Annotated in this window: 26 protein-coding genes and 1 riboswitch; of the genes, 21 read left to right on the top strand and 5 right to left on the bottom strand. The window is 61.1% G+C overall.

The genetic code is table 11. The features are described 5' to 3' along the window. Positions 1-17 precede the first annotated feature (17 nt). From PH603_RS11405 to PH603_RS11385, 5 genes are all read left to right on the top strand, one after another. Positions 18-1,391 (top strand): TolC family outer membrane protein, encoded by a 1,374-nt coding sequence (locus PH603_RS11405; protein ID WP_289502657.1) that lies wholly within the window; start codon positions 18-20, stop codon positions 1,389-1,391. Between the two features lie 196 nt (positions 1,392-1,587). After that, positions 1,588-2,115 carry a DUF2497 domain-containing protein gene (locus PH603_RS11400; RefSeq protein ID WP_289502656.1) on the top strand — a complete coding sequence of 176 codons (528 nt, stop codon included), beginning with the start codon at positions 1,588-1,590 and terminating at the stop codon, positions 2,113-2,115. 110 nt (positions 2,116-2,225) lie between these two features. Then, entirely contained in the window at positions 2,226-4,871 is a 2,646-nt protein-coding gene (locus PH603_RS11395; protein ID WP_289502655.1) for a valine--tRNA ligase, read from the top strand. Positions 4,872-5,011: 140 nt separating this feature from the next. Continuing rightward, a complete protein-coding gene (locus PH603_RS11390; protein WP_289502654.1) occupies positions 5,012-5,761 on the top strand; it encodes a substrate-binding periplasmic protein in 750 nt (249 codons plus the stop codon). A 67-nt stretch (positions 5,762-5,828) separates the two neighbouring features. Further along, positions 5,829-6,410 carry a PAS domain-containing protein gene (locus PH603_RS11385; protein WP_289502653.1) on the top strand — a complete coding sequence of 194 codons (582 nt, stop codon included), beginning with the start codon at positions 5,829-5,831 and terminating at the stop codon, positions 6,408-6,410. On the opposite strand, the gene speB is transcribed toward PH603_RS11385, so the two are convergent. Beyond that, complete coding sequence (speB, locus tag PH603_RS11380) at positions 6,396-7,301, bottom strand: agmatinase (RefSeq protein ID WP_289502652.1); 906 nt, start codon at positions 7,299-7,301, stop codon at positions 6,396-6,398. The two genes, PH603_RS11385 and speB, sit on opposite strands and share 15 nt — an antisense overlap. A gap of 180 nt (positions 7,302-7,481) precedes the next feature. Between speB and ilvD the strand changes: the two genes are divergently transcribed. From ilvD to panD, 3 genes are all read left to right on the top strand, one after another. After that, positions 7,482-9,320: a dihydroxy-acid dehydratase gene (ilvD, locus tag PH603_RS11375; RefSeq protein ID WP_289502651.1), complete on the top strand. Its 1,839-nt coding sequence runs from the start codon at positions 7,482-7,484 to the stop codon at positions 9,318-9,320. A 66-nt stretch (positions 9,321-9,386) separates the two neighbouring features. Beyond that, positions 9,387-10,184, top strand: a complete 798-nt coding sequence (locus tag PH603_RS11370; RefSeq protein ID WP_289502650.1) for a hypothetical protein — start codon at positions 9,387-9,389, stop codon at positions 10,182-10,184. A gap of 84 nt (positions 10,185-10,268) precedes the next feature. Then, complete coding sequence (panD, locus tag PH603_RS11365) at positions 10,269-10,742, top strand: aspartate 1-decarboxylase (RefSeq protein WP_289502649.1); 474 nt, start codon at positions 10,269-10,271, stop codon at positions 10,740-10,742. A 6-nt stretch (positions 10,743-10,748) separates the two neighbouring features. On the opposite strand, the gene PH603_RS11360 is transcribed toward panD, so the two are convergent. The 4 genes from PH603_RS11360 to PH603_RS11345 all read right to left on the bottom strand — a co-directional run bounded on the left by PH603_RS11360 (position 10,749) and on the right by PH603_RS11345 (position 13,278). Then, entirely contained in the window at positions 10,749-11,306 is a 558-nt protein-coding gene (locus PH603_RS11360) for a TMEM165/GDT1 family protein (RefSeq protein WP_289502648.1), read from the bottom strand. Positions 11,307-11,310: 4 nt separating this feature from the next. After that, positions 11,311-11,492, bottom strand: a riboswitch (yybP-ykoY riboswitch). A gap of 49 nt (positions 11,493-11,541) precedes the next feature. Then, positions 11,542-12,312, bottom strand: a complete 771-nt coding sequence (xth, locus tag PH603_RS11355; RefSeq protein ID WP_289502647.1) for an exodeoxyribonuclease III — start codon at positions 12,310-12,312, stop codon at positions 11,542-11,544. 6 nt (positions 12,313-12,318) lie between these two features. After that, positions 12,319-12,660, bottom strand: coding sequence for an iron-sulfur cluster insertion protein ErpA (gene erpA / locus PH603_RS11350; protein ID WP_289502646.1), 342 nt, complete (start codon positions 12,658-12,660; stop codon positions 12,319-12,321). A gap of 81 nt (positions 12,661-12,741) precedes the next feature. Beyond that, positions 12,742-13,278: a PAS domain-containing protein gene (locus tag PH603_RS11345; RefSeq protein WP_289502645.1), complete on the bottom strand. Its 537-nt coding sequence runs from the start codon at positions 13,276-13,278 to the stop codon at positions 12,742-12,744. A gap of 169 nt (positions 13,279-13,447) precedes the next feature. Between PH603_RS11345 and PH603_RS11340 the strand changes: the two genes are divergently transcribed. From PH603_RS11340 to PH603_RS11280, 13 genes are all read left to right on the top strand, one after another. After that, positions 13,448-14,659, top strand: a complete 1,212-nt coding sequence (locus PH603_RS11340; RefSeq protein ID WP_289502644.1) for a deoxyguanosinetriphosphate triphosphohydrolase — start codon at positions 13,448-13,450, stop codon at positions 14,657-14,659. Then, positions 14,656-16,407 carry an arginine--tRNA ligase gene (gene argS, locus PH603_RS11335; protein ID WP_289502643.1) on the top strand — a complete coding sequence of 584 codons (1,752 nt, stop codon included), beginning with the start codon at positions 14,656-14,658 and terminating at the stop codon, positions 16,405-16,407. The genes PH603_RS11340 and argS overlap by 4 nt, the downstream gene beginning before the upstream one ends. A 1-nt stretch (position 16,408) precedes the next feature. After that, complete coding sequence (locus PH603_RS11330; RefSeq protein WP_289502642.1) at positions 16,409-17,212, top strand: SPOR domain-containing protein; 804 nt, start codon at positions 16,409-16,411, stop codon at positions 17,210-17,212. Positions 17,213-17,222: 10 nt separating this feature from the next. Continuing rightward, the gene (gene nagZ / locus PH603_RS11325; RefSeq protein ID WP_289502641.1) at positions 17,223-18,239 is read left to right on the top strand and encodes a beta-N-acetylhexosaminidase; all 1,017 of its coding nucleotides are present in this window, start codon (positions 17,223-17,225) and stop codon (positions 18,237-18,239) included. A 5-nt stretch (positions 18,240-18,244) separates the two neighbouring features. Further along, entirely contained in the window at positions 18,245-18,895 is a 651-nt protein-coding gene (locus PH603_RS11320) for a site-2 protease family protein (RefSeq protein ID WP_289502640.1), read from the top strand. Continuing rightward, positions 18,892-19,713, top strand: coding sequence for a segregation and condensation protein A (locus tag PH603_RS11315; RefSeq protein ID WP_289502639.1), 822 nt, complete (start codon positions 18,892-18,894; stop codon positions 19,711-19,713). Before PH603_RS11320 ends, PH603_RS11315 begins: the two co-directional genes overlap by 4 nt. Positions 19,714-19,721: 8 nt before the next feature. Continuing rightward, on the top strand, positions 19,722-20,441 hold the full coding sequence (gene scpB, locus PH603_RS11310) for an SMC-Scp complex subunit ScpB (protein ID WP_289502638.1): 720 nt from the start codon (positions 19,722-19,724) through the stop codon (positions 20,439-20,441). Between the two features lie 72 nt (positions 20,442-20,513). Further along, positions 20,514-20,741, top strand: coding sequence for a twin-arginine translocase TatA/TatE family subunit (locus tag PH603_RS11305; protein ID WP_289502637.1), 228 nt, complete (start codon positions 20,514-20,516; stop codon positions 20,739-20,741). A 34-nt stretch (positions 20,742-20,775) separates the two neighbouring features. Beyond that, positions 20,776-21,141: a Sec-independent protein translocase protein TatB gene (gene tatB, locus PH603_RS11300; RefSeq protein ID WP_289502636.1), complete on the top strand. Its 366-nt coding sequence runs from the start codon at positions 20,776-20,778 to the stop codon at positions 21,139-21,141. Then, the gene (gene tatC / locus PH603_RS11295) at positions 21,138-21,968 is read left to right on the top strand and encodes a twin-arginine translocase subunit TatC (RefSeq protein WP_289502635.1); all 831 of its coding nucleotides are present in this window, start codon (positions 21,138-21,140) and stop codon (positions 21,966-21,968) included. The genes tatB and tatC overlap by 4 nt, the downstream gene beginning before the upstream one ends. Before the next feature lie 34 nt (positions 21,969-22,002). Next, positions 22,003-23,277, top strand: coding sequence for a serine--tRNA ligase (gene serS, locus PH603_RS11290; protein ID WP_289502634.1), 1,275 nt, complete (start codon positions 22,003-22,005; stop codon positions 23,275-23,277). Further along, positions 23,274-24,056: a 5'/3'-nucleotidase SurE gene (gene surE / locus PH603_RS11285; RefSeq protein WP_289502633.1), complete on the top strand. Its 783-nt coding sequence runs from the start codon at positions 23,274-23,276 to the stop codon at positions 24,054-24,056. Before serS ends, surE begins: the two co-directional genes overlap by 4 nt. A 54-nt stretch (positions 24,057-24,110) precedes the next feature. Continuing rightward, complete coding sequence (locus tag PH603_RS11280; RefSeq protein ID WP_289502632.1) at positions 24,111-25,223, top strand: peptidoglycan DD-metalloendopeptidase family protein; 1,113 nt, start codon at positions 24,111-24,113, stop codon at positions 25,221-25,223. Positions 25,224-25,225 lie beyond the last annotated feature (2 nt).

Genomic DNA, 25,225 nt, shown 5'->3' with positions numbered 1-25,225 from the left:
CTCAAGGAGGGAACACAATGAAAAAAACCATCGCATCGCTTCTGGCGATCGCCACCGTTCTGGGTGGCACCGGGGCCGTCAGCGCCGAGACGCTCAAGGAAGCGCTCGAGGCCGCCTACGCCTCCAACCCGACCCTGCAAGCACAGCGTGCTGCCGTGCGGGCAATCGATAACACCGTGCCCGGCGCCAAGGCCGCTTTCCTGCCGAGCGTGGTGGGTGAAGCAAGCTACGGCGAACGCCATGGCAAGGTGATTAACAGCCAGGCACCGAATGGCCCGCGGAACGACGCAGATGTCGATTCGACCGCATACGGCGTGACGGCGCAGCTGTCGATCTTCAACGGCATGCGTGACCTGAATGCCGTGCGCCAGGCCAAGGCGGAAGTCATGGTGGCACGCGCCCAGCTGCAAAATACCGAACAGCAAGTGCTGCTGCAGGGTATTGCCGCCTATATGGATGTTGTCCGCGATCAGTCCGTAGTCGAACTGAACAAGAATCAGGTGCAGGTACTGGAACGCCAGCTGGAAGCCAGCCGCGACCGTTTCCGCGTTGGTGAAATCACCCGCACGGACGTTGCCCAGTCCGAAGCCCGCCTCGAAGGGGCAAAGTCGCAGCTTCTGGCCGCCGAAGCCCAGCTTGCAGCAAGCCGCGGTGCTTACCAGCGCGTGATCGGTCGGGCGCCTGCCGGGCTTGATACGCCGGGTGGCCTGCCGGTTCTGCCTGCTTCACTTGAATCTGCAATTGAAACGGCAATGGCTGACGCACCCAACGTGATTGCCGCGCGTTACAGCGAAGAAGCGGCCCGCCGCGGTATCCATATCGCCGAAGGTGGCCTGCTGCCGCGGCTTGGTGCCGAAGCGTCCTACTCGCACACCGATGGCAGCTCGCTCGTGGGGAACAACACGACCCCCGACGATAGCGACATCAAGGCGTTCGGCTTCCAGCTGACCGTGCCCCTTTACACGGGCGGCGCTACCTATGCCGACATCCGTCGTGCCAAGGAAGTTCGCAGCCAGCGTATGGTGCAGATCGTTGAAGCCGAGCGTTCAGCGCAGGAAACCGCGCTGGTGACTTGGGACCGCCTGCGCGCAGCGCGGGGCCAGATTGCCTCGACCGAAGCACAGGTCCGCGCCAACGAAATCGCACTTGAAGGTGTTCGCCAGGAAGCAGCCGTCGGCTCGCGCACCACGCTTGATGTGCTGAATGCCGAGCAGGAACTGCTGGATGCCCGCGCCAACCTCATCCGCGCCCAGCGTGACGAATTTGTTGCGGCCTACAATCTTCTGGCGGCCGTCGGTACGCTCAATTCCGGTACGCTCGGGCTCGATGTCGATGCCTACGACCCGGAAGAGCATTACGACGACGTGAAAAACCAGATGATTGGCTGGTAAGCGTCAATCGAAACGCACGAATTCAAGGGCCCTTCGGGGCCCTTTTCTTTTGGAAACAGGAAAGCCATTGGATGCTGTGACGAAAAAGTCATGGAAAGCGCCATAACTGCCTTTCAACTCTTAAGATTTATTGACACTCCGAAAGGGAGGCGGTACCTGTTCATGAGGGAGTGGTTAACACGGGCTGGCATTTAGCGTGATTGCATCTGACGACGAGCCGACAATGGAAGAAATTCTGGCGTCCATCCGCCGGATTATCTCCGATGAGTCGGATGAGACTGCCGCCCCTGCCGCTGCGCCGGAACCCGAGCCCGAACCCGAAGCAGAGCCGGCGTTTGAGCCGGAACCCGAGCCCGAGCCCGAGCCGGTTTACGAGCCGGAACCTGAGCCCGAGCCGGAACCCGAACCTGAACCGGAATATGAACCCGAGCCCGAGCCGGCCTACGAGCCGGAGCCCGAGCGCCTGGATGATATTCTGGAACTCACCGATTTCGCTGATTCTGACGGCATCGTTTCGCCACCGGTAGAAACGCGCACGGCGCAAAGCTTCGCGCATCTCTCGCATCTGATGGTGTCGGGCTATGAAGGCGACCAGAACACGCTTGAAGGGCTTGTCCGCAGCATGCTGAAGCCGATGCTGCAAGCGTGGCTCGACGAGAACCTGCCGCAGATCGTGCAGGACGCTGTCGAGCGCGAAGTCGCCCGTATCGCGCGCCGCAAGTAAATCAGCCAAAATCCGGCGGTGTTGGCGTTGACGCCCTGCCGCCTTCCCCCTAAAAGAAGCGTTCGCCCGATTTCGGGCCACGTATTCATTTGATTCAGGACCTTTCAGTCATGGCCATGGAAAAGACCTACAGCCCCGGCGACATCGAGGCGAAATGGTATCAGCATTGGGAAAATAACGGCGCCTTCGCCTGCGGGCAGAAGCCGGATGCCGAGCCCTATGTGATTGTGATGCCGCCGCCGAATGTCACCGGCAGTCTCCATATGGGCCATGCGCTGGATAACACGCTGCAGGATGTTCTGGTGCGGTTCGAGCGGCTGCGCGGCAAGGACGTGTTGTGGCAGCCGGGCACCGACCATGCGGGCATCGCCACCCAGATGGTGGTCGAGCGCCAGCTGGACGCCGAAGGCAAGACGACCCGTCAGGAAATGGGCCGTGAGGCCTTCCTTGAGCGTGTCTGGAAATGGAAAGAGGAATCCGGCGGCACCATCACCCGCCAGCTGCGCCGTCTGGGCGCTTCGTGCGACTGGTCGCGCGAGGCCTTCACCATGGACGAGCCCCGCTCGGCCGCTGTGATCAAGAAATTCGTGAAGCTTTACAAGGACGGCCTTCTCTACAAGGACCAGCGCCTTGTGAACTGGGATCCGAAGCTGAAAACCGCGATTTCGGACCTCGAGGTGGAACAGAAGGAAGTTGACGGCAACTTCTGGCACTTCCGCTATCCCGTGGACGGCGAAGACGGCGTTTTCATCGAGATTGCGACCACGCGTCCCGAAACCATGCTCGGTGATACAGCCGTTGCCGTGAACCCAGAAGACGAGCGCTACAAGCACCTGATCGGCAAGATGGTGAAGCTGCCGCTGGTTGGCCGCCTGATCCCGATTGTGGGTGACGAGCATGCGGACCCGGAGCAGGGCACTGGTGCGCTGAAGATCACTCCGGCGCATGACTTCAACGACTTTGAAGTCGGCAAGCGCCATGACCTGCCGATGATCAATATCTTCACGGCGGAAGCGGCCGTGAACGAGAATGCGCCGGCGAAATACCGGGGCATGGACCGCTACGTGGCGCGCAAGGCCATTGTGGCCGATATGGACGCCGCCGGTTTCCTTGTGAAGGTTGAGCCCCACCGCCATATGGTGCCGTATGGCGACCGTGGCGGCGTGGTGATCGAGCCCTGGCTGACCGAGCAATGGTATGTGGATGCAGCAACGCTCGCCAAGCCCGCCATTGAAGCGGTGGAGCAAGGTCGCACCAACTTCATCCCCAAAAACTGGGAAAAGACCTATTTCGAATGGATGCGCAACATCCAGCCCTGGTGCGTGTCGCGCCAGCTGTGGTGGGGCCATCGCATTCCCGCATGGTACGCGCCCGATGGCACCGTTTTCGTTGAGGAAACGGAAGAAGATGCCATGGCCGCGGCCAAGGCCAAGTTCGGCGATAACGTGGTGCTGGAGCGCGACAAAGACGTGCTCGACACCTGGTTCTCGTCCGCCATGTGGCCCTATTCGACCCTCGGCTGGCCCGACGACGAAGCCACAGTGAAGAAATATTATCCGAACGCCACACTGGTGACCGGTTTCGATATCATCTTCTTCTGGGTCGCCCGGATGATGATGTCCGGCCTCTATTTCATGGGCGATGTGCCGTTCAAGAACGTTTACATCCACGCGCTGGTGCGCGACGAGCACGGCCAGAAAATGTCGAAATCCAAGGGGAACGTGATCGATCCCCTGAAATTCATCGACACCTACGGCGCCGATGCCCTGCGCTTCACGCTTGCCGCGATGGAAGCGCAAGGGCGCGACATCAAGCTCGCCGAGAAGCGCGTTGAAGGTTACCGCAACTTCGGCACCAAGCTCTGGAACGCGGCCCGCTTCTGCGAAATGAACGGCATTGGCGGCTCCGACACCGTAGCGCCGCCGAAGGCTGACCTCATTCTGTCGAAATGGATCATCGGTGAAGTGGCGAAAGCCGCCGAAGGTGTGACGAGCGCGCTTGAAGCCTTCCGTTTCAACGATGCGGCTGACGCCATCTATCACTTCGTGTGGGGCACTTTCTGCGACTGGTATCTTGAGCTGATCAAGCCGGTCTTCTGGGGCGAGGATGAAGCGCAGAAGGAAGAGACCCGTGCCGTTGCCGGCTGGGTGCTGGACCAGATCCTTGTGCTGCTCCACCCCTTCATGCCCTTCATCACCGAAGAGCTGTGGCACGGCCTGAAAGACGGCCGCAAACATGACCTCATCGCTGCCTCGTGGCCGAAGATCGATACGGTTGATGCTGCCGCCGGTGACGAGGTCAACTGGGTGATCCGGTTCATCAGCGCTGTCCGTTCGACCCGCGCGGAAATGAACGTGCCCGCAAACGCCAAGGCGACCGCTCTGGTAGTTGGTGCATCCAGCGAGACGCAGGCCCGGATCGATCGCTGGCAGGATATGCTGGCCCGCATGGCGCGGCTTGAAAAGGCCGAGGCCGTGGCGACTGCCGAATCGAAAGGTTCGGCCCAGCTGGTGGTCGATGAAGCGACTGTCTATCTGCCGCTCGCTGACCTGATGGATGTGGAAGCGGAAAAAGCTCGTCTTGCCAAAGCCTTGGAAAAGGTACGCAAGGAGGCCGGGGCGCTGTCCGGTCGCCTGTCGAATCAGGGATTCGTGGCCAAGGCACCCGCACATGTGATAGAGGAAGCTAAGGCACAGCTCGCGGACCTTGAAAGTCAGGCCGAAAAGCTGGACGCCGCCTTCAAGCGTTTGGGCTGAACCTCCGGGAAGGGGTCGCAATATTGCTCAGGAAGCGTGGTCCACAAGGAACAGGTCTGATCGATAGGCAGCGCAGCAAGTTTGTGCGCCGGTCAGCCCTGTTTCCTGTGTGCATGCTGCTTTCGGTCATGTGCGGTTCCGTGTCCCTTTCCGCAAACCCCGGTGCTTTTTCCGAAGAGATTGAAGAACGCGGCCCGGTGCGCATCTATGCCACGCGGGTTGAGGAGCTTCTGGATTCGTCGGATGGCAGCCCCTATGTGCGGCTCCTGAAGTATCTGACGCGCAATCTGCAGAAGGACATGAACCTGCAGATCATGCCGTATCGCCGGGCGGTCCGCAGCTTCCTCAAAGACCGTCAGTCCTGCCTTTATATCGCTAATGAAGGCTTCAATTACGAACCCTATGGCTCGCCGGACCTTTCAGAGGTGCGCTATTCGAAGCCGGTCAACCGGCTCAGGATCAAATTCTTCGTTCATGCTGGTCGCACACCGCCTGCTTCGCTTGAGGCCTTGCGGGGATTGAGCGTTGCAGCTGAATCCGGTGCCTATTCGATTGTCTCGACAGAACCCGAAGTCAGTGGCCGTGCACAGCTGATGGCGATGGACAGCCTGCAGGCAGCGCTGGCGCTGTTGGACAAGGGCAGGGTGGATGCCGTGGCGGTGTACGGGCTTGATCTCGCCCAATATGAAGCGCAACACGGCGAACAGGATGTCGTGGCCGATCCCGAATTCGGGATCGGCGATATTAACGAGCAGATCGCCTGCTGGAAGGGCGGCACCCGTACCTTGCTACTTGACCTTGTCGATAGCGAGATCGACAAGGCTGTCGAGGATGGCCAATGGCGCCGCATTCTTGGCAAGGGTGCCGAAGACCCGCGCCTCCGCGATTGACCGGCCCCATCTCCATTTCCTATTCTTGAACGGTGCTAAGTTCCGGGGCACCTGATATGAGGCAGGCATGATTGTCGTTCCAACAGCTACGTTCGAGGCGTTGCTTTCCGAGTGGAAGCGCTGGCGCACAGCATCGGGCGGGCCGGTGCCGCGCAAGGATCAGGTTGATCCCCAGGCCATCAAGCAGCTGCTGCCCTATGTTGCCCTGATCGATATCGATGAAACCGGCAAGATGGTAGGTCGGCTTTCCGGCACCTTTTACCGCGATCTTTTCGGCGAGGAACTGGCCGGCAAGGCGGCCGAGGCGGTGCGCCGCTATCAGGGCACGTCGCTCTTTCTGCCGAATGCGGCGTTCCGGGCGCTCGTTGATGTGCCCTGCGGCATGAAATCCAAGCGCCGCATCCCGGTGGCGACCGGCGGGGCGTGGAACATGCATATCATGACCCTGCCGCTATGCGATGCGAAAGGGCAGCGCAACATGGGGATGTACACGATCGAAATGGCGCCCGAGGGCAAAGCTGGACAGCTGCTTGATCTCGCCACCCTGCAGTTCGATCAGGGTACGCTCGAAAGCTATCATTTCTTCGATCTGGGCTACGGCCTGCCGGAACTGACAGGCCCGCTCGCCAGCGCCTCAACGGCTGCGTGAAGCACCGATCAGGTAAAGGATGTCTGCCGCAATCGTAGCGCCGGCAAGTGCAGTGATCTGCGCCGCCCCTTCATAATGCGGGGCAACCTCCACCTGATCGCCGCCCACAATATTCATGCCGACAAGTGCGCGCAGCACATCGCGGGCATAGGCCGAATTGGGACCGCCGACCACAGGGGTACCAGTTGCGGGCGCATAAGCCGGGTCAAGGAAATCGATATCGAAGGTGAGGTAGGCAGGGCGGTTGCCCACACGCTCGCGGATGCGTTTCGCCATCTCCAGCGGCGGGGTTTTCAGGCACTCGAGGCCGTCCAGCACCAGCATGCCTTGTTCGTCCGGGTTCGGGGTGCGCATGCCCAGCTGGATCGAGTTTTCGGGCACAATGGTGCCGTCCTTGATCGCATGATGGAACATGGTGCCGTGGTTGATGTCGTCATCAATCCAGGTGTCGCTGTGCGCATCGAAATGGATAAGCGCCAGCGGGCCATGCTTGCGGGCATGGGCCTTCAGGAGCGGATAGGTGATCGAGTGATCGCCGCCAAGCGTGAGGAGCGAGGCGCCGGTTGCCATCACCTTGTCAGCAGCGGCTTCCACGGCAGGCATCATGCGCTCGGTGTAGGCGGTGAAGCCCATCACATCGCCAATGTCGCCGACCTTGAACTTGTCACGCAGATGATAGCCCCACGGCCAGACCCCCCAGGGGAATTCGGCCATGGTCAGCGACATTTCACGGATGCCGCGAGGCCCGAAGCGCGCACCGGCGCGGCCCGTGGTGTTCAGGTCAAACGGCACGCCCATGATGGCAAGGTCCAGCCCTTCGGCGCTTTCGCACACCGGGAAACGCAGGTAGGAAATATGGCCGCCATAGGGTTCCATCATGCCTTGGGACATTGGTCTTGCTCCACCATTGAAAACACGGCCCATACATACTGGCGCGCGCGGCGGGACGCAAATCAATCAGGCGCAATAAAAAATCAAAAATTGATACCTAATCTTTTCATTTCTTATCGACAGGGGCAGGGTGCGCGGCTAAAGTCCGCCGCGATTCATCCGCTGTTACCGGAGTAGGCAATGCCCGACTATCGTTCCAAAACCTCGACCCACGGCCGCAACATGGCGGGCGCCCGCGCCCTTTGGCGCGCCACCGGCATGAAGGATGAGGATTTCCGGAAGCCGATTGTCGCTGTCGTCAACAGCTTCACCCAGTTCGTGCCGGGTCATGTGCATTTGAAAGACCTTGGCCAGATGGTTGCGCGCGAGATCGAGGCTGCCGGTGGAGTGGCGAAGGAATTCAACACGATTGCCGTGGATGACGGTATCGCCATGGGGCATGACGGCATGCTCTATAGCTTGCCGTCGCGCGAAATCATCGCCGACAGTGTTGAATATATGGCGAACGCCCACTGTGCCGATGCGCTTGTCTGCATCTCGAACTGCGACAAGATCACCCCCGGAATGCTGATGGCGGCACTCCGCCTCAATATCCCGGCCGTGTTCGTCTCTGGCGGTCCGATGGAAGCGGGCGAGGCTGATTATGAAGGCACCCACCGCAAGCTCGATCTTGTCGATGCCATGGTCGATGCTGCGAACCCGAAGGTTTCGGACGAAGAAGTGGCGATTGTCGAGCGTTCAGCATGCCCCACCTGTGGGTCCTGTAGTGGCATGTTCACCGCCAACAGCATGAACTGCCTGACGGAAGCGCTTGGCCTGTCGCTGCCCGGCAACGGTACGACGCTTGCGACCCATGCTGACCGCAAGGAACTGTTCCTTTCAGCGGCGCGCCGCGTGGTGGACCTCACGAAACGCTATTACCTGCAGGGGGACGAAAGCGTCCTGCCGCGCAATGTCGCCAACTTCAAGGCGTTTGAAAATGCCATGACGCTCGATATCGCCATGGGCGGGTCGACAAACACCGTGCTGCATATTCTGGCGGCGGCCTATGAGGGCGGCATCGATTTCTCGATGGCGGATATCGACCGGCTGTCGCGCCGCGTGCCGAACCTGTGCAAGGTGGCGCCGGCCACGCAGAAATATCACATTCAGGATGTGCATAGGGCTGGTGGTATCTTCGCGATCCTTGGCGAACTGGACCGCGCGGGCCTCATCCACCGCGATTGCCATACTGTGCACACAAAAACGCTCGGCGAAGCTATCGACCAGTTCGATATCACGCAGACGACGGACGCCGATGTGCATCGCTTCTACCGCGCCGCACCGGGCGGCGTGCCCACGCAGGTCGCGTTCAGCCAGTCGAAGCGCTACGAAACGCTCGATCTGGACCGCGTGGCCGGCTGCATCCGCGCCAAGGAACATGCCTACAGCCAGGATGGCGGGCTTGCCGTCCTTTTCGGCAATCTGGCCGAAGAAGGCTGTATCGTGAAAACGGCGGGCGTGGACGACAGCATCCTGAAGTTCAAGGGCTCGGCCCGCGTCTATGAAAGCCAGGACGCCGCCGTTGAAGGCATCCTCGGCGGCGAGGTGAAAGAAGGCGACGTGGTCGTCATCCGCTACGAAGGCCCCCGCGGCGGCCCCGGCATGCAGGAAATGCTGTATCCGACGAGCTATCTGAAATCGATGGGGCTCGGCAAGGCGTGCGCGCTCCTCACCGATGGTCGTTTCTCGGGTGGCACCTCGGGCCTTTCCATCGGGCACGTCAGCCCCGAGGCGGAAGAGGGCGGCCTTATCGGCCTTGTCGAAAACGGCGACCCGATCGAGATCGATATCCCGAACCGCACGATCGAGCTGAAGGTTGGCGATAATGTCCTCGCCATCCGCCGTGCGGCGATGGAAGCGAAAGGCGACGACGCCTGGAAGCCCACCAAGCCGCGCACCCGCAAGGTCTCGACCGCGCTCAAGGCCTACGCAAAGCTGACGACCTCGGCAGCCAAAGGGGCTGTTCGCCAACTCTAAACGCTTGAGTTGCATGAAACTTCGGTTAGGGTTTCCCTCTGTTCACATTCGATCAGGGGGAAATTCATGCAGTTTTCAATTCTGGGCGTGTTTGGCGCATCCTGGGCTTTGACGTGGAAACACTGGATACGCACCTATGGTGTGGGCCTCGCCCTGTGCCTCATTGCCATCCTGATTGGCTTGGGCTTTGGCGCAGCGAAGAACTTCGGCACCTCCGGCTTTGCCGTGTTCCTGAAGGCGGTCGCCCTGATCCTGCTTTTTGGCATGTCGATGAGTGCTGCCTTCAACTATTGGGTCCGGCTCGCGGCTTTCGGCACCGGGCGGGCATTTCCGGGGTCGGTTGGCAAGTTTCTTTCGGCGGCCCTCGTCAATTTCGTGAAATTCATCCTCATCGTCATCATTATCGGCATCATCACACTGGTGATCACGGCGGGGCTCAGCATGATGGGCCTTGGCGGGGAAAGGCTGCAGCCGACCGCTGAAGATATCTCCAGCGTTGAAGGTTTCCTCGCTTTCCTGTCGGCCAGCTTCACCCTCGGGCAGATGACGCTGCAGGTCATCAGCATCCTTGTTGCCTGCTTTGTTTACTCCTTCTTCTCGGCGAACCTGACGGGCACCGCGCTCGGGGATGACCGCGAGGGGCTGGAGCATCCCCACACGGTGGACTTTGCCGTGGCGCTGATGCTGATCGAGCTTGTGGTCATCATCCCGATCTTTGCGCTGATTGCGGTGGGGCTGCCTCTTGTGTCGATTGTGCTGAATGTGGTGCTGGCCTTTCCGATGATGGCGGCTATCGCCATCGCCCACGGGGTGCGCTACCGGATGTGTATCGCGGCGCGCGACGAGGAACCGGCTGTCAACTGAAGCAAAGGCTTGCGGGCAGGCTCTTGACCTTCGAATGCGGGTGGGGCATCACGCTGTTCGATGTTCGAACAGGAGTGAAGTCCCATGTCCGCGAAGTCTCTTGGCCCCACGCTCGATGGCGCGACCCGCGCTTTCATGTATGGCAAGCTGCACCGTGTGACGGTGACGGGGGCCGAGCTCCACTATGTGGGCTCAATCACGGTTGACCCCGCACTCCTGCGTGCGTCCGGCATCCTGCCGCACACGGCGGTGGATGTGGTGAATATCACCAATGGCGCGCGGCTCACCACCTATGTGATCGAGGGGCCGGAAGGCGGTGGTGATATCTGCCTGAATGGTGCGGCTGCGCATCATTTCTCGAAAGGTGATCTCGCCATCATCATGGGGTATGAGCAGGTGCCGGCCCGCGATCTGCCGGGCCGCGTCAGCCGCGCCGTGCATGTGGACGCCGCCAACCGCATCGTCAGCATCGATGAATATGTGACCCCGTCACTCGAAACGCTTGGCGCGCCGGCAGGTAACCGGCTCGGTGAGAAGTACGAGCCGGTTGACGCCTGACACGGCCTAGAAGGCCACCAGTACCACAATCCCGAGGGCTGCAAAGATCACTGCGGCAATCCCGTGCACCAGTTTCAGCGGGATTTTGGTCGCCGCTGCATCGCCGATCAGCACGGCAGGCACATTGGCGAGCATCATGCCAAGCGTCGTGCCGGCAGTAACCAGCAGAAGATCCTGAAACCGCGCTGAAAGGGCAACGGTCGCGACCTGCGTCTTGTCGCCGATTTCCACAAGGAAGAAGGCGATGAGAGTGGCGAGGAACGGCCCGAAACGGCCATTTGCCTGTGCGTCGTCATCCAGCTTGTCGGGCACCAGCATCCATCCAGCCATCGCGAGGAACGACAGGCCGAGAATCCAGCGCAGCGAATCGCCGCTCAGCCAGTCGGCGACCATCAGCCCCGCCCAGGCGGCAAGCCCGTGGTTCGCGAGCGTAGCGACAAGGATGCCGAGGATTATAGGGACAGGGGCGCGAAACCGGGCAGCCAGGAAAAGCGCCAGCAGCTGCGTCTTGTCGCCGATTTCAGCGATGGCAACGACGCCGGTTGAAACGAGAAAAGCTTCCATGAAAAGTCCATCAAGGGCCGGACGGCAGAATGACCAATGGCTCGCCGCTCCGCCCAGCCCCTGGGACAGCGGTGAAGCCAAAGGTCTCGCCAAGCATTTGCCGGATACGCCATGAACCCGCAGGCTCAAGTTTGTTGACGCATCCCCCTCTCAAACGGAGGGCGGCTACTCCCCAATGACGGGGCGGACCATAGCGGTGGAAATGGTGCTTGGCAAGCCTGAACCGGTGCCCGGATCAGTCGCGGAGTTTGATCCAGACGGGCGTGTGATCGCTGGGTGTTTCAAGTCCGCGCGGGCCGCGGTCCACGGCGCAGTCCTCCAGCCGGTCGGCTGCTTCGGCGGAAAGAAGCAGGTGATCGATCCGGATGCCGTGATCTTTTTGCCATGCGCCCGCCTGATAGTCCCAGAAGGTGTAGGCGGGGCCCGATGGCTTGATCTGGCGCAGGGCATCGGTAAGGCCGAGGTTGATCAGCGTGCGCAGCCTCTGCCGGCTTTCGGGCTGGGTCAGCGCGTCATCAGCCCATGCGGCGGGATTGTGGCAATCGATATCTTCCGGGATGACGTTATAGTCGCCGGCCAGCACCAGCGGCATCTCGGTTGCCAGCAGGTCTCTCGCGTGGGCGATCAGGCGGTCCATCCAGGCGAGCTTGTAGTCGAATTTCGGCCCCGGCTGCGGGTTGCCGTTCGGCAGGTAGATGGACGCGATGCGGACACCGTTGACGGTGCCCTCGATATAGCGGGCCTGTTCGTCGCTGTCGTCGCCCGGCAGGCCGCGCTTCACATCGGAAATCGCATGCTTCGATATCAGCGCAACGCCGTTGAAGCCTTTCTGGCCGTGGGTTTCAACGTTATAGCCAAGGGCTTCGATCTCGAGCCGCGGGAAATTCTCGTCGATGCTTTTGATCTCCTGCAGGCAGGCGACATCGGGCGAGAAGGTTTCGATCCATTCGAGGAGGCGGGGCAGGCGGGCCTTCACCCCGTTGATGTTGAATGTTGCGATCCGCATACGGGGTCAGACCGCGAACGAGGTGCCGCAGCCGCACGAAGCGGTGGCATTCGGGTTTTTCACCTGGAAGGAGGCGCCGACAAGGTCTTCCACATAATCGACTTCCGAGCCGATCACATACAGTAGCGACATGCTGTCGACGAGCATCGTCACGCCGTCGCGCTCCACTTTCACATCATCGGGGGCGGCATCGGACACAAGATCGAACCCGTACTGGAAGCCGCTGCAGCCGCCGCCAGAAACCGACAGGCGGAACTTCAGGTCCGGCTTGCCTTCGGCGGCAATGATCTGCGCCACGCGCTTTGCGGCGCGTTCGCTGATGGAAACGGGGGCTTGTTGTTGTGCCATGACGCTGTCCTTGAAACTGGCCCTGTCGGGTCATGCCCGGAGGGTGCTTTGGCCCTTATGTAAGGCGTCCGGGGCTCAGGGTCAAATGGCGGCGCCGAAAGAAGTGTCGTCGGCGCGGCGTTCGTAGGTTGAAAAGTCAACCGTGTGGGGGCGGGAAAAGTCGAACGCCAGCATCAGCACATCAAGGCTTTCGCCGCTGTCGTTCATGGAAAAGGGCAGCACGAGCGCAGTGAAGGCGATGCTGTGGAAGGCGGCGGGGGAGAACACACCTTCCAGATAAACCGGCATCGCAGCATCACGCGCCGTGCCCAACAGTTGGATCAAAAGATCGCGAGTATGCGGGTCGTTTGCTTCAATCAACGGATCGGTACTGGTGTCGAGATGCAGCCGTTCCACGATGTCGCTGCCAACAACACGTGTGTGGAAGGCCTTGTCCGCATCGATGCTCACCATCGCCACACGGGGGAGGTGACGGGATGCCGTCTGCGGACGGAAGGCACGACGCAGGGGGAAGCGGTGCCCGTTGCGGATCTCGTTCCAGTGGGTAAGCAGATTGTCCTGAAAAGCTGCCGTCAGGGAATTGGCATCATGGCCGAGTATGGTAGCCGCCGTGATCATGATTGTTAAAGCATAGTTAAAATCATCTTAACCTTCAAGATGTGAATTAATGTTTTGTTAATATTTTCGCGAGGTGGATGAGAGGTCGGCGAGATAATCGGTTGCCGTGTTTTTGCCTCCCGGATAAGGTGCCTCCCATCCAATTTGTGCCCCTTGCCCGGAGACATCGATGACGCTCGCGCTGCCCAGCTATGACGACCTTCTCGCCCCTTACGCCTGCCGCACCGACAACAGCAGGGGGCGTCTCGTCAAGGAGCCGGAAAGCCCGACTCGCAGCCCTTACCAGCGCGACCGTGACCGTGTGATCCATTCATCGAGCTTCCGCCGCCTGAAGCACAAGACGCAGGTCTTTGTGTATCACGAGGGCGACCATTACCGAACGCGCCTGACCCATTCGCTGGAAACCGCCCAGATTGCCCGTTCGGTGTGCCGTGAAATGCACCTGAACGAGGACCTCGGCGAGGCACTGGCGCTGGCGCACGATCTTGGCCACCCGCCGTTCGGCCATGCGGGCGAAGCGGTGCTGAACGAGTGTATGAAGGAATATGACGGCTTCGATCACAATGCGCAGACCCTGCGCCTGCTGACGAAGCTGGAGCATCGCTATGCTTCGTTCGATGGCCTGAACCTGACATGGGAAACGCTCGAGGGCCTCGCCAAGCACAATGGCCCGCTTCTCGATAAAGCCATCGATCCCAAAAATCCGCCGGCGTCTCTGCCGTTTGGCCTGCGTGAATTCCTGCCGACGTTGGATCTGGAGCTGCATACCTATGCCAGCGCCGAAGCGCAGATTGCGGCGCTCGCTGACGATATCGCCTATTCGAGCCACGATCTGGATGATGGCCTGCGCGCCAACCTTTTCGATCTTGACGAGCTGAAGCCAATCCCTGTGCTCGCCCAGTTGATTGACGAAGTGAAATGGACCTATCCGAATGCGCCCAAGGATATCCTGATCCATGAGTTGGTCCGCCGCCTGATCAACCGTATGGTCGCTGACCTGACGATCGAAAGCCGCAAGCGGCTGGATGCGCTGAACCCGCAGTCGCCGGACGATATCCGCAATGCCGGCCAGCCGACCATCTCGTTCGGGCCTGAAATGGGTCGGGCCGTGAAGACGCTGAAAGAGTTCCTCTTTGAGCGGATGTACCGCCACTATCTCGTCAATCGCGTTACCAGCAAGGCGAAAAGGGTTGTGACAGACTTGTTCCAACTTTATATCAGCGAGCCGGAATGCCTGCCGACTGAATGGAGCGCGCGCACAAGCGGCGCCCGCACGGCCGAGACCGCCCGCGTGGTGGCCGATTTCATCGCTGGCATGACCGACCGGTTCGCCTTTGGCGAACATGCCAAGCTCTTTGACCTCTCCCGGGTAACGCAATGAACATTTTCGCCGAATATCGCCAGCTGATCGTCAACCTGCTCACGGGCCTTGCACAAGAAGGCCGCCTGCCGGGCGGCCTCGATTGCACCGCCGTGACGGTGGAACCACCGCGAGACGCAAGCCACGGCGATATGGCGACGAACGCTGCCCTTGTGCTGTCCAAGCAGGCAGGCATGAAGCCGCGCGATATCGCGGATATGCTGGCGCCGCTTCTGGGGGCTGCCAAGGGTGTTGAAGGCGTTGATATTGCCGGCCCCGGTTTCATCAACTGGCGGCTCGCGCATTCTGTTTGGCAAGCACAGGTGGCCACGATCCTGAAGTCGGGTACGGCTTTCGGGGACGGCGCGCTTGGTGCAGGCCGTGCCGTGAACGTTGAATATGTATCGGCGAACCCGACGGGCCCGATGCATGTGGGCCACGTGCGCGGGGCTGTGTTCGGCGATGCGCTGGCGAACCTGCTGGCCAAGGCCGGCTACAAGGTCGCCAAGGAATATTATATCAACGACGCCGGCAGCCAGGTCGATACGCTCGCCCGTTCGGCGCACCTGCGCTATCAGGAAGCCTTCGGTCGCGATATCGGTGAAATCCCCGAGGGGCTTTACCCCGGCGACTATCTGGTGCCGGTCGGTCAGATGCTGAAAGCCAAGTACGGCGACCAGTATCTGGATGCCCCGGAAGACGCGTGGCTGAAACTTTTCAAGATCGATGCCTCGAACGCCATGATGGATCTGATCCGCGAGGACCTGAAGGTGCTGGGCGTCGAACATGACGTCTTCTTCTCCGAGCGTTCGCTGCACGAAAGCGGCCGTATCCCGGAAACCGTCGAGGTTCTCACCAAGCGCGGGCATATGTATCAGGGCGTGCTGGAAGCGCCGAAGGGCAAGACGCCGGAGGACTGGGAGCCGCGTGAGCAGACCCTGTTCCGCGCCACAGCCTTTGGCGACGACGTGGACCGCCCGCTGCAGAAATCGACCGGCGAATATACCTATTTCGCGGCGGACATCGCCTATCACCTCGACAAGATCAACCGCGGCTTCAAGGACATGATCGATGTACTGGGCGCGGATCACGGCGGCTATGTGAAGCGTATGCAGGCGGCGGTGAAAGCGCTTGATGACGACGCCGAGCTTGATGTCAAACTCTGCCAACTGGTGCGCCTGTTCCGTGACGGCGAGCCTGTAAAAATGTCCAAACGAGCCGGTAACTTCGTGACGCTTCGTGAAGTAGTGGATGAAGTTGGCCGCGATGTTACCCGCTTCATCATGCTGACCCGCAAGAACGATGCGCCGCTCGATTTCGACTTCGCCAAGGTGATGGAGCAATCGAAGGATAACCCGGTCTTCTATGTGCAATATGCCCACGCCCGGGTCTTCTCGGTGCTGCGCAAGGCGGCAGAAGCCTTCCCGGGTGTCGCTTTCGACGACGCGGCGCTTGCCAAAGTGGATATCAGCTGCCTCGACCACCCGGCCGAGCTGGCGCTGATCCGGTCGATGGCGGCGTGGCCGCGCATGGTGGAAGCGGCAGCCGAGGCGCATGAGCCGCACCGGATTGCATTTTTCCTCTATGATCTTGCCTCCGAGTTTCATACCTTCTGGAACAGGGGCAATGAAGACACGAGCCTTCGGTTCGTGATCGAGGGGGACGCAGCCCTGACGGCGGCCCGCCTGGCCCTCATTCGTGCGGCAGCGCTCGTGATCGCGAGTGGCCTTGCCGTTCTCGGTGTCACACCGGTTGAGGAAATGCGGTGATATGAGCGACAATCCTTATGGGCAGAATGACCGGGAAACGCCACCCTGGCTGCAGCCGGTGCCCGAGGAAGAATATGAAGAAGGTATGTTCGGCAACCGTCGCACGATGATGATCGTCGCGGGCGGGGCCATCCTTCTGGTGATCCTGTTCATCACTGCGATTGTTGTGCTTTACGAAGATCAGCCGGACGGCGCGCCGATGCATGTCAGCGCTCCGAGCGAACCGATGAAGGTGCGCCCCGAAGACGCCGGCGGCATGAAGGTCGACCATCAGGACAAGCAGGTCTTCGACAAGGCCGCAGGGATCGAGAGCCGCGAAGACGTCGCCCTTGGTCAGCCGGCTGAACAGCCGATGGAAGCCCTGCCGGAAGAAGCCCTTGAGGGCGAGCCGGGCGAAGAGGGCTATGCCCCCGGTGCGACCGACCGCGATACATCGATGCCGGCAGCCGCTGACACCACTGCTGCGACCACCACACAGGTTACCGAACCCGAAGCAGAAACGACAGTACCGGCACCAGCAGCAGCCCTGCCGCAGGAAGCTGCAGAGACATCGTTCGCCGGCAAATATCGCATCCAGCTTGGCGCCTATGGCAGCGAACCGAGTGCCGAGGGTGCGGCCAAGATGCTGAAGCAGAAATTCAGTGGCGAGCTTGGCGGCCTTGTTCCGCAATATGAGCGGGTTCAGGCCGGGGAGCGTGCACTTTACCGCCTGCGGTTCGGCCCCATCGAGGACCGCGCCGCTGCCGACCAGCTTTGCCTTGCCCTGCGGTCCAAGTCCCAGGCTTGCATCGTGGTGAACCCGTGAGGCGGCGGGGATGATTCCGGTCGTCTTCGGCTGCGCGGGCACAACACTCAGCGACGAAGAAGCTGCCTTTTTCAGCGAGGTGAAGCCTGCGGGCTTCATTCTGTTCGCCCGCAATGTGGGCACCCCTGATGAAGTGCGGGCCCTAGTCACAGCACTCAAGAAAACCACGGGCCGCAAGCATGTGCCGGTGATGATCGATCAGGAAGGTGGCCGTGTGCAACGCCTGAAGGCACCGCACTGGCGCGCCTACCCGCCGATGGAAACCTTTGGCCATATGGCGCGGCAGGATGCCACGCTCGGTGCCAGTGCGCTTCGCCTCAATTGCCGCCTGATTGCCGATGATCTGGTGCAGCTTGGCATCAATGTGAACTGCCTGCCGGTCCTTGATGTGCCGCAGCGCGGGGCGGACAAGGTGATCGGCGACCGTGCCTTTGCGCATGACCCGCAGCTAGTGGGGGCCCTTGGACGAATAGCACTGGAGTCGCTGGCGGACGGCGGCGTGCTGGGCGTGCTGAAGCATATTCCCGGCCATGGCCGTTCACTTGTCGACAGCCATCACGGCCTGCCGCGTGTCAGCGCGTCGCTTGAGGACCTTTCGAAAACCGATTTCGTGCCGTTCGCCGCGCTTCATGACGCGCCCTTCGCGATGACGGCGCATATCATTTACCAGGCCATTGATCCCGCGCGCCCCGCGACGCTTTCCAAGGTCGTGATCGGCCGGATCATCCGTATGAAGATCGGCTTCCAGGGCATCCTGTTCTCGGACGATCTTTCGATGAATGCGCTCGATGGCGCCATCGAGAAGCGCGCCGCCGATGCGCTGGCGGCCGGCTGCGATATCGCGCTTCACTGCAACGGCAATCTGGCTGAAATGAAGGCCATTGCGGCCGCTGTGCCCCGCGCCTCATTGAAACTTGAGGAGCGGCTCGCCACCTTGATCGAAGAAGTCAACGCCCGGCAGGGTGTGGACAGGGCCGATCTCGAGAAGCGCTACCGCGACCTGATGGCCCGTTACAAGCCGGAGTAAGTTGTTTGCCCGATCTCGCTTCGAGTATCCATTATCTGAGCCTGATGGCCTTGCCGTTCCTGTTGGCCGTCACCCTGCACGAAGCCGGGCACGCCTTTGCAGCCTATTATCTGGGCGACAAGTCACAGGTGGCCGAAGGGCGCCTGTCGCTCAATCCGCTCAATCATATCGACCCCTTTGGCACCGTTGTTATCCCGATTGTCGCGGTGCTCGCGAACCTGCCGTTCCTGATCGGCTACGCCAAGCCTGTGATGATCGACCCGCGCCCCTTCCAGAAGCTGCGGCGGGATCTGGTGCTGGTGGCAATCGCCGGGCCGCTGGGCAATGTCGTTGTTGCCTTGTTCTGCGCCTATATGGTGCGCTTCGCCCTGATGTTTGGCGCCGGGCCCGAAAGCTGGATCGTCAACACCATGGTGTTCGGCATCTATATCAACTGCCTTTTCATGGTCTTCAACCTGTTGCCCATTCCGCCCCTTGATGGCGCCGGGATCGTGGAGCAGTTCCTGCCGTATGAAGCAGCCCAGAAATATCGCAGCATCGCGCCCTTCGGTTTCATGATCCTGATGGGGGTCATCATTCTGGCGCCTTCCGTGATCATGGTGCCGTCGAGCATGATGTTCGGCCTGATCGCCTATCTCGTCGGCGTCCCGGTATGAGTGACACCGGCGAAACCTTCGAAGCGGATGAAGCACCCGTTTGGGCGATGCCGGAAGGCGATGCCGATACCGATGCGCTTGTGCTGCAGATCGAAGGTTTCGAAGGCCCGCTCGACGTCCTCCTGACGCTCGCCCGCACCCAGAAGGTGGACCTGACGCAGATCTCGATCCTCGCCCTTGTCGAGCAATATCTGGAATTCGTGCAGGCGGCCAAACGGCTGAAGCTGGAACTTGCCGCCGACTATCTGGTGATGGCGGCGTGGCTTGCTTACCTCAAGTCCCGCCTCCTGCTACCGAAGGAAGAGAACGAGGACGAGCCCTCGGCCGAGGAACTGGCGCTGCGCCTGCAACTGCGCCTGCAGCGGCTGGAAGCCATGCGCGAAGCGGGCGCCCAGCTGATGTCCCGCAACCGGGCAGGGCGCGATATATTCCTGCGCGGCGCACCCGAAGGCCTGAAGCTCCTGAAGCTTGGCCAGTATGACCTGACCTATTACGAGCTTCTGCGCGCCTACGGCGGCGTGCGCGAACGCGGCATGGTGACGGAACTGCGGATCGAGCGCCGCCCCGTGATGGCGCTTGAAGATGCACTGGAACGCTTGTCAGGCTTGATTGGCGATGTATATAGCTGGTCGCAGCTGGCAACCTTCCTGCCTGACGGGTTGAAGGACAGCCGCTATGCACGGTCGGCACTGGCTTCTATGTTTGTGGCAAGCCTGGAGCTCGCCCGGCAGGGGGTGGCGGAAATCCGCCAGATGGAGACATTCGGCCCCCTGTATGTGCGCCAGCGCGAGCGTGACCGCAGCGCCGGGGGGAATTGAGGACGGGAATGGAAGACGAACTGGACGAAGGCCGCATGAGCGAGCACCGGCGCATGGTCGAGGCGATCCTGTTCGCGAGCGACCGGCCGCTGTCGCTGGATGAAATCGCCGAACGGCTGCCCGAAGGCGCCTCGGTTGAAACCCATGTGGCCGAGCTGATCCGCGATTACAGGAATGCCGGCGTCAACCTTGTGAAGGTGGCGGGCAAATTCATGTTCCGTACCGCCGAGGACCTTGCCTTCCTTCTGCGCCGTGAGGTCGAGGAACCCCGCAAGCTTTCCCGCGCGGCGGTCGAGACGCTGGCCATCATCGCCTATCACCAGCCGGTGACGCGGGCAGAGATCGAGGATATCCGCGGCGTCGGTATCTCCAAAGGCACGCTGGATGTGCTGATGGAAGCGGGCTGGGTACACGTGGCCGGCCGTCGCCGGACACCCGGCCGCCCGGTGACCTTCGGCACCAGCGAGGATTTCCTTGTGCATTTCGGGATCGACAGCCTGAAGGACCTGCCGGGCATTGCCGACCTGAAGGCTGCGGGCCTCCTTGATACTGTGGATCACGCCTTCCACAAGATGGCGGACAGTGCGGACGCGAAAGACCGCGACGACGACCGTCAGATCGACCTTGAAGACGCGATTGCAGCCTCCGAGCGCAGGGCGGGCGCAGAGCTGCGCCGTGCTGCCGGCTTCGAGGAAGAGATGGATTACGAGTCCGAACCGCTCACCTGAGCGGACAGGACGATTGAAGAACAGAGGATTGCCCCTTACCTTGAGTGATAAGGGACAGAAGGAGAAAAGACGATGTTTCCGGGTTGGATGCAAATTGCACTCGTAGTGCTGCTGATTGTGCTGTTGTTCGGTCGCGGCAAGATTTCCGAGCTGATGGGTGATGTTGCCAAAGGCATCACCAGCTTCCGCAAGGGCCTGAAGGACGGCACCGATACGCCGGACCTGAAATCGGTTGAAGACAAGAGCGATACCGAAGTCGCGCCGAAGCCGGAAAAAACCGGTGACAAGGCCGACGCCTGAGCCTGACTGCATTCTCTAGGGGCAGGGGCCTTTCATGTTCGATATTGGCGCCATGGAACTTCTGGTGCTGGCGGTGGTCGCGCTTATCGTGGTCGGGCCGAAGGATTTGCCACGCCTGCTGCGCACCGTTGGTGGCATGGTCCGGAAGGCACGGGACCTGAGCTATGAAATCCGCCGGGGGATCGAGCATCTGGCCGATGAAGTGGAGCGCGAGACCGATCCCTTCCGGGACGAGCGCAAGCGCGAAGGCCTGAAGCCGGGCATGAGCCCAGAGGAAGTGACCGACCATATCATGGCGAACCGCGCCCGCGAGGCCACAGGCGAGCCCGCTGAAACGCCTGCTGAAATGCCCGCTGCCGTGACTGCCGAAGCGCCGAAAACCGGGGACAAGCCGGTATGATCATGCGCCCCGACGATTACGCCGCCCATATCGCACCGCCCGACCTGATCGAGGATGAGGAGGACGAGGTTTCGGCATCCAAAGCCCCGCTTCTGGAGCATCTGAAAGAGCTGCGCTCGCGGCTGATCAAGGTGGTTATCGGACTCTTGCTGGCTTTTCTTGTCGCCCTCTATTTTTCGGCCGATATCTTCCAGATCCTCGCCAAACCCTATGTCGACGCGCAGGTCGGCAAGGAAGGGGTGCGGATGATCTATACCGGCCTCATGGAAAAGTTCGTGGTCGATATCAAGGTCGCGCTTTATGCCGCCTTCATAGTCACTTTCCCGATCCTGGCGATCCAGATATGGAAGTTTGTGGCGCCGGGCCTTTACAAGAACGAGCGCAGCGCCTTCGCGCCCTTCCTGTTTGCGACCCCCATCCTTTTCGCCATGGGGGCGTGTCTTGCCTATTTCATGGTGGTGCCGTGGGCGTGGCAATTCCTGCTGAGCTACGAGGAAGCAGGCGGCAACGGCGCCGTGCAGATCGCCGCTGAAACGCGGGTCAGTGAATATCTGTCGCTGATCATGCAGATGGTGTTTGCCTTCGGCTTCGCCTTCCTGATGCCGGTCGCCTTGACCCTGATGGGCAGGGCGGGGCTAATCTCGGCAGAGACGCTCCGCGAAAAGCGGCGCTATGCGATCGTGGTCGTCTTTTTCATGGCGGCAATCCTGACGCCGCCGGACCCGATCAGCCAGATCGCCCTTGGCATCCCGATGCTGCTTTTGTATGAGCTATCCATCCTGATGATCCGCGCATCCGAGAAGAAGCGCGCGACCACGCCAGAATAATTGGCCCCGACTGATCCGGAATGAAAGATATCCCATGTTCGACCTGAAGCTCATCCGCGACAATCCCGAAGCCTTTGACCGTGCGCTTGCCAAACGCGGCGCCGAGGCACGCTCCGAGGAAATCCTGTCGATCGATAGCGCCCGCCGCGCCGTGATGACGGAAGCGCAGGAAGCGCAGGCTCGCCGCAATGAGGCTTCGAAGCTGATCGGCCGTGCCAAGGCCGACAAGGACGAAGCAAAGGCGCAGGCGCTGATGGACGAAGTCGCCGGCCTCAAGGGTCGCCTGTCGGAACTTGAGGAAATGGAACGTGATCTTGCGGGCGGCCTCGACAGCATCCTGATGGCATTGCCGAACATGGTGCGTGATGACGTGCCCGAAGGCCCGGATGAAAGCGGCAATGTTGAAGTCCGCCGCCACGGTACGCCGCGCGAGTTCAGCTTCCAGCCGAAAGAGCATTTCGACCTCGGCGAAGCGCTGGGCCTGATGGATTTCGAACGTGCGGCCAAGCTTTCGGGCTCGCGCTTCGTCGTCCTCAAGGGAAAACTTGCCCGGCTAGAACGCGCGCTCGGCCAGTTCATGCTGGACCTGCATGTGAACGAGCATGGCTATACCGAAATGCTGACGCCGGCGCTGGTGAAAGACACCGCCCTGATGGGCACCGGCCAGCTGCCGAAGTTCGAGGACGATCTTTTCAAGGCTGGCGATCATTATCTGATCCCGACGTCTGAAGTGACGCTGACGAATATCCATGCAGATGAAATCCTCGCTGAAGAAGACCTGCCGCTGCGCTTCACGACGCTGACCCAGTGTTTCCGTGCGGAAGCCGGTTCTGCCGGGCGCGACACACGCGGCATGATCCGCCAGCACCAGTTCGAAAAGGTCGAGATGGTATCGGTGACGACGCCGGAACAGGCGGACGAGGAACATGAGCGCATGACCCGCTGCGCCGAGGAAATCCTGAAACGTCTTGAACTGCCGTTCCGCACCATGAAGCTGTGTTCGGGCGATATCGGCTTTGCGGCTGAGCGCACTTATGACCTCGAGGTCTGGCTGCCGGGGCAGAACCAGTACCGCGAGATTTCGTCTTGTTCCACCTGCGGCGAGTTTCAGGCGCGCCGCATGAAGATGCGTTGCCGCCCGAAAGGCGAAAAGCAGACCCGTTTCGTGCACACGCTCAATGGTTCTGGCCTTGCCGTTGGCCGCACGCTCATCGCCGTTATGGAAAACTATCAGAACGAAGATGGCTCGATCACGGTGCCTGCAGTTCTGCGCCCCTATATGGGTGGTGTTGAGGTCATCACAGCATGAGCCGGGTAGAACGCATCCTTGTCTCCAACGACGATGGCATCAACGCGACCGGCCTTGCGGTGCTTGAGCGGGTTGCCCGTAAATTTTCGGATGATGTGTGGGTGATCGCCCCGGAAGCAGAGCAATCGGGCGCGGGTCACTCGCTGACCATCACCAAGCCGCTGCGGGTACGTAAGCTTGCCGACAAGCGCTATGCCGTTGACGGCACACCGACCGACTGCGTGATGATGGCGGTCAACAAGCTGATGGCCGATAACAAGCCGACACTGATCCTTTCTGGCGTCAACCGGGGCGGCAATCTGGCGGAGGACGTCACCTATTCGGGGACTGTTTCGGTGGCCATGGAAGGCACGCTTGCCGGTATCCCGTCGGTTGCCTTCAGCCAGTGTGTCGATCTTGACCGTTCAGCCCCTTGGGAAACGGCAGAAACGCACGCGCCAGTGGTTCTTGCGAAACTTCTCGATGCCGGTTGGCCTGCGGGTGTGCTGATGAATGTCAATTTTCCGGCAATGCCGGCTGCCGAAGTGAAGGGCATCAAGATCACCGCGCAAGGCCGCCGCGAGATGGGCTCGTCGAACGTGGAAGAGCGGATCGACCCACGCGGTTTCCGCTATTACTGGTTTGGGCTGGGCCGCGAGATCGGCATCCCGGGGCAGGAATCGGACCTGAACACGGTGCAGGACGGCTGCATTTCGGTCACGCCCCTGCATCTAGACCTTACCCACCATGCCACGCGCGCGGCCCTTTGCGAGGCGATTACCTGCGACTTCTGCAAGTAATCCTCCGTACCGCTTGAAGCGGGGGGAGGGAGCCGGTATTTTCGGATCATGATCGTGCGGCTTGGCGCTTCAATTGGAAAAATTCAGGCGTGGCGCGGGCTTGTGGGGCTTGCGCTTGCCTTGCCCCTTGCCGCCTGCTTTGGCAGTGGTGGCGGCTATACGCGGCCTGAGGATATCAAGCCCGTGTATGACATTCGCAACTCTCCTGTCCCAGTGCCTTACCCGAAGTTCAAGCCGGCACAGGTGCCGTCACGCTATGCCGCACCCTATGAACCGTCGGAAGCGGGCACCAGCCCGATACCTGTGACGCCGACCCCGCTGCCATCGAGCGGGATCGAAAGGGTCGGCCCCGGCGATACGCTTTATGCGATCTCGCGCCGTACCGGCGTGCCGGTGCGCGATCTGATCAGCGCCAACCGCCTGTCGCCGCCCTACCGGCTGGCGGTGGGGCAGGAGATAAGGGTGCCGAGCGTGCAGGTGCATGTGGTGGCCAAGGGCGACACCGGCTACAGCATTTCCCGCGCATACGGCGTCAACCTTGCCGACCTGATGGCGCTGAATGATGTGCGCCCGCCCTATAACCTGACCATCGGCCAACGGTTGAGCCTGCCTGGCGGGGCAGAGGCAGAAGTGGTGACACCGGCGACGCCATCGACCGTGCCTTCCGAGGATGGTGGCGGCACATATGCAGAGCGCCGCCGCGAAACCGAGGTTGTGGGCCGGGTGACCGCCGCCCCGCCGCCCCGCCGCAGTTCCACCTTCACATGGCCGCTCACCGGCACCATCGTGGCGCGCTACGGCCCGACAGGCAGCGGCCAGCATAATGACGGCATCAATATCGTCGCCCCCGTCGGTACGCCCGTGAAGGCGGCCGAAGACGGCGTTGTGGTCTATGCCTCGAACGCGCTGGCGGGGTATGGCAACCTTCTCCTTGTCAAACATTCGGGCGGCTGGATCACAGCTTATGCACATAACGAGCGGCTTCTGGTGCGACAGGGGCAGAAGGTGACGCGCGGGCAGGTGGTCGCCCGCGTTGGCAACACCGGCGGCGTGCGGGAGCCGCAGTTGCATTTTGAAATCCGGCAGGGCCGGCAGGCGCTCGATCCGCTCCGGTTCCTTGAGCGGCAGCGCGCAGAAGCCGAAGCAAGCGCTATCGCGGCCCGCTAGCT

This window comes from Gimibacter soli (genome assembly GCF_028463845.1).
GTDB lineage: Bacteria > Pseudomonadota > Alphaproteobacteria > Sphingomonadales > Kordiimonadaceae > Gimibacter > Gimibacter soli.
Note: the sequence above shows the minus strand (reverse complement) of the source record. Positions and strands in the feature narration are given on the sequence as shown.

Excerpts from the sequence above, each read along its gene's own strand:
- PH603_RS11405 (WP_289502657.1), top strand. The coding sequence starts at position 18 with ATGAAAAAAACCATCGCATCGCTTCTGGCGATCGCCACCGTTCTGGGT.
- PH603_RS11395 (WP_289502655.1), top strand. The coding sequence starts at position 2,226 with ATGGCCATGGAAAAGACCTACAGCCCCGGCGACATCGAGGCGAAATGG.
- PH603_RS11385 (WP_289502653.1), top strand. The coding sequence starts at position 5,829 with ATGATTGTCGTTCCAACAGCTACGTTCGAGGCGTTGCTTTCCGAGTGG.
- speB (WP_289502652.1), bottom strand. The coding sequence starts at position 7,301 with ATGTCCCAAGGCATGATGGAACCCTATGGCGGCCATATTTCCTACCTG.
- ilvD (WP_289502651.1), top strand. The coding sequence starts at position 7,482 with ATGCCCGACTATCGTTCCAAAACCTCGACCCACGGCCGCAACATGGCG.
- PH603_RS11370 (WP_289502650.1), top strand. The coding sequence starts at position 9,387 with ATGCAGTTTTCAATTCTGGGCGTGTTTGGCGCATCCTGGGCTTTGACG.
- panD (WP_289502649.1), top strand. The coding sequence starts at position 10,269 with ATGTCCGCGAAGTCTCTTGGCCCCACGCTCGATGGCGCGACCCGCGCT.
- PH603_RS11360 (WP_289502648.1), bottom strand. The coding sequence starts at position 11,306 with ATGGAAGCTTTTCTCGTTTCAACCGGCGTCGTTGCCATCGCTGAAATC.
- xth (WP_289502647.1), bottom strand. The coding sequence starts at position 12,312 with ATGCGGATCGCAACATTCAACATCAACGGGGTGAAGGCCCGCCTGCCC.
- erpA (WP_289502646.1), bottom strand. The coding sequence starts at position 12,660 with ATGGCACAACAACAAGCCCCCGTTTCCATCAGCGAACGCGCCGCAAAG.
- PH603_RS11345 (WP_289502645.1), bottom strand. The coding sequence starts at position 13,278 with ATGATCACGGCGGCTACCATACTCGGCCATGATGCCAATTCCCTGACG.
- PH603_RS11340 (WP_289502644.1), top strand. The coding sequence starts at position 13,448 with ATGACGCTCGCGCTGCCCAGCTATGACGACCTTCTCGCCCCTTACGCC.
- argS (WP_289502643.1), top strand. The coding sequence starts at position 14,656 with ATGAACATTTTCGCCGAATATCGCCAGCTGATCGTCAACCTGCTCACG.
- PH603_RS11330 (WP_289502642.1), top strand. The coding sequence starts at position 16,409 with ATGAGCGACAATCCTTATGGGCAGAATGACCGGGAAACGCCACCCTGG.
- nagZ (WP_289502641.1), top strand. The coding sequence starts at position 17,223 with ATGATTCCGGTCGTCTTCGGCTGCGCGGGCACAACACTCAGCGACGAA.
- PH603_RS11315 (WP_289502639.1), top strand. The coding sequence starts at position 18,892 with ATGAGTGACACCGGCGAAACCTTCGAAGCGGATGAAGCACCCGTTTGG.
- scpB (WP_289502638.1), top strand. The coding sequence starts at position 19,722 with ATGGAAGACGAACTGGACGAAGGCCGCATGAGCGAGCACCGGCGCATG.
- PH603_RS11305 (WP_289502637.1), top strand. The coding sequence starts at position 20,514 with ATGTTTCCGGGTTGGATGCAAATTGCACTCGTAGTGCTGCTGATTGTG.
- tatB (WP_289502636.1), top strand. The coding sequence starts at position 20,776 with ATGTTCGATATTGGCGCCATGGAACTTCTGGTGCTGGCGGTGGTCGCG.
- tatC (WP_289502635.1), top strand. The coding sequence starts at position 21,138 with ATGATCATGCGCCCCGACGATTACGCCGCCCATATCGCACCGCCCGAC.
- serS (WP_289502634.1), top strand. The coding sequence starts at position 22,003 with ATGTTCGACCTGAAGCTCATCCGCGACAATCCCGAAGCCTTTGACCGT.
- surE (WP_289502633.1), top strand. The coding sequence starts at position 23,274 with ATGAGCCGGGTAGAACGCATCCTTGTCTCCAACGACGATGGCATCAAC.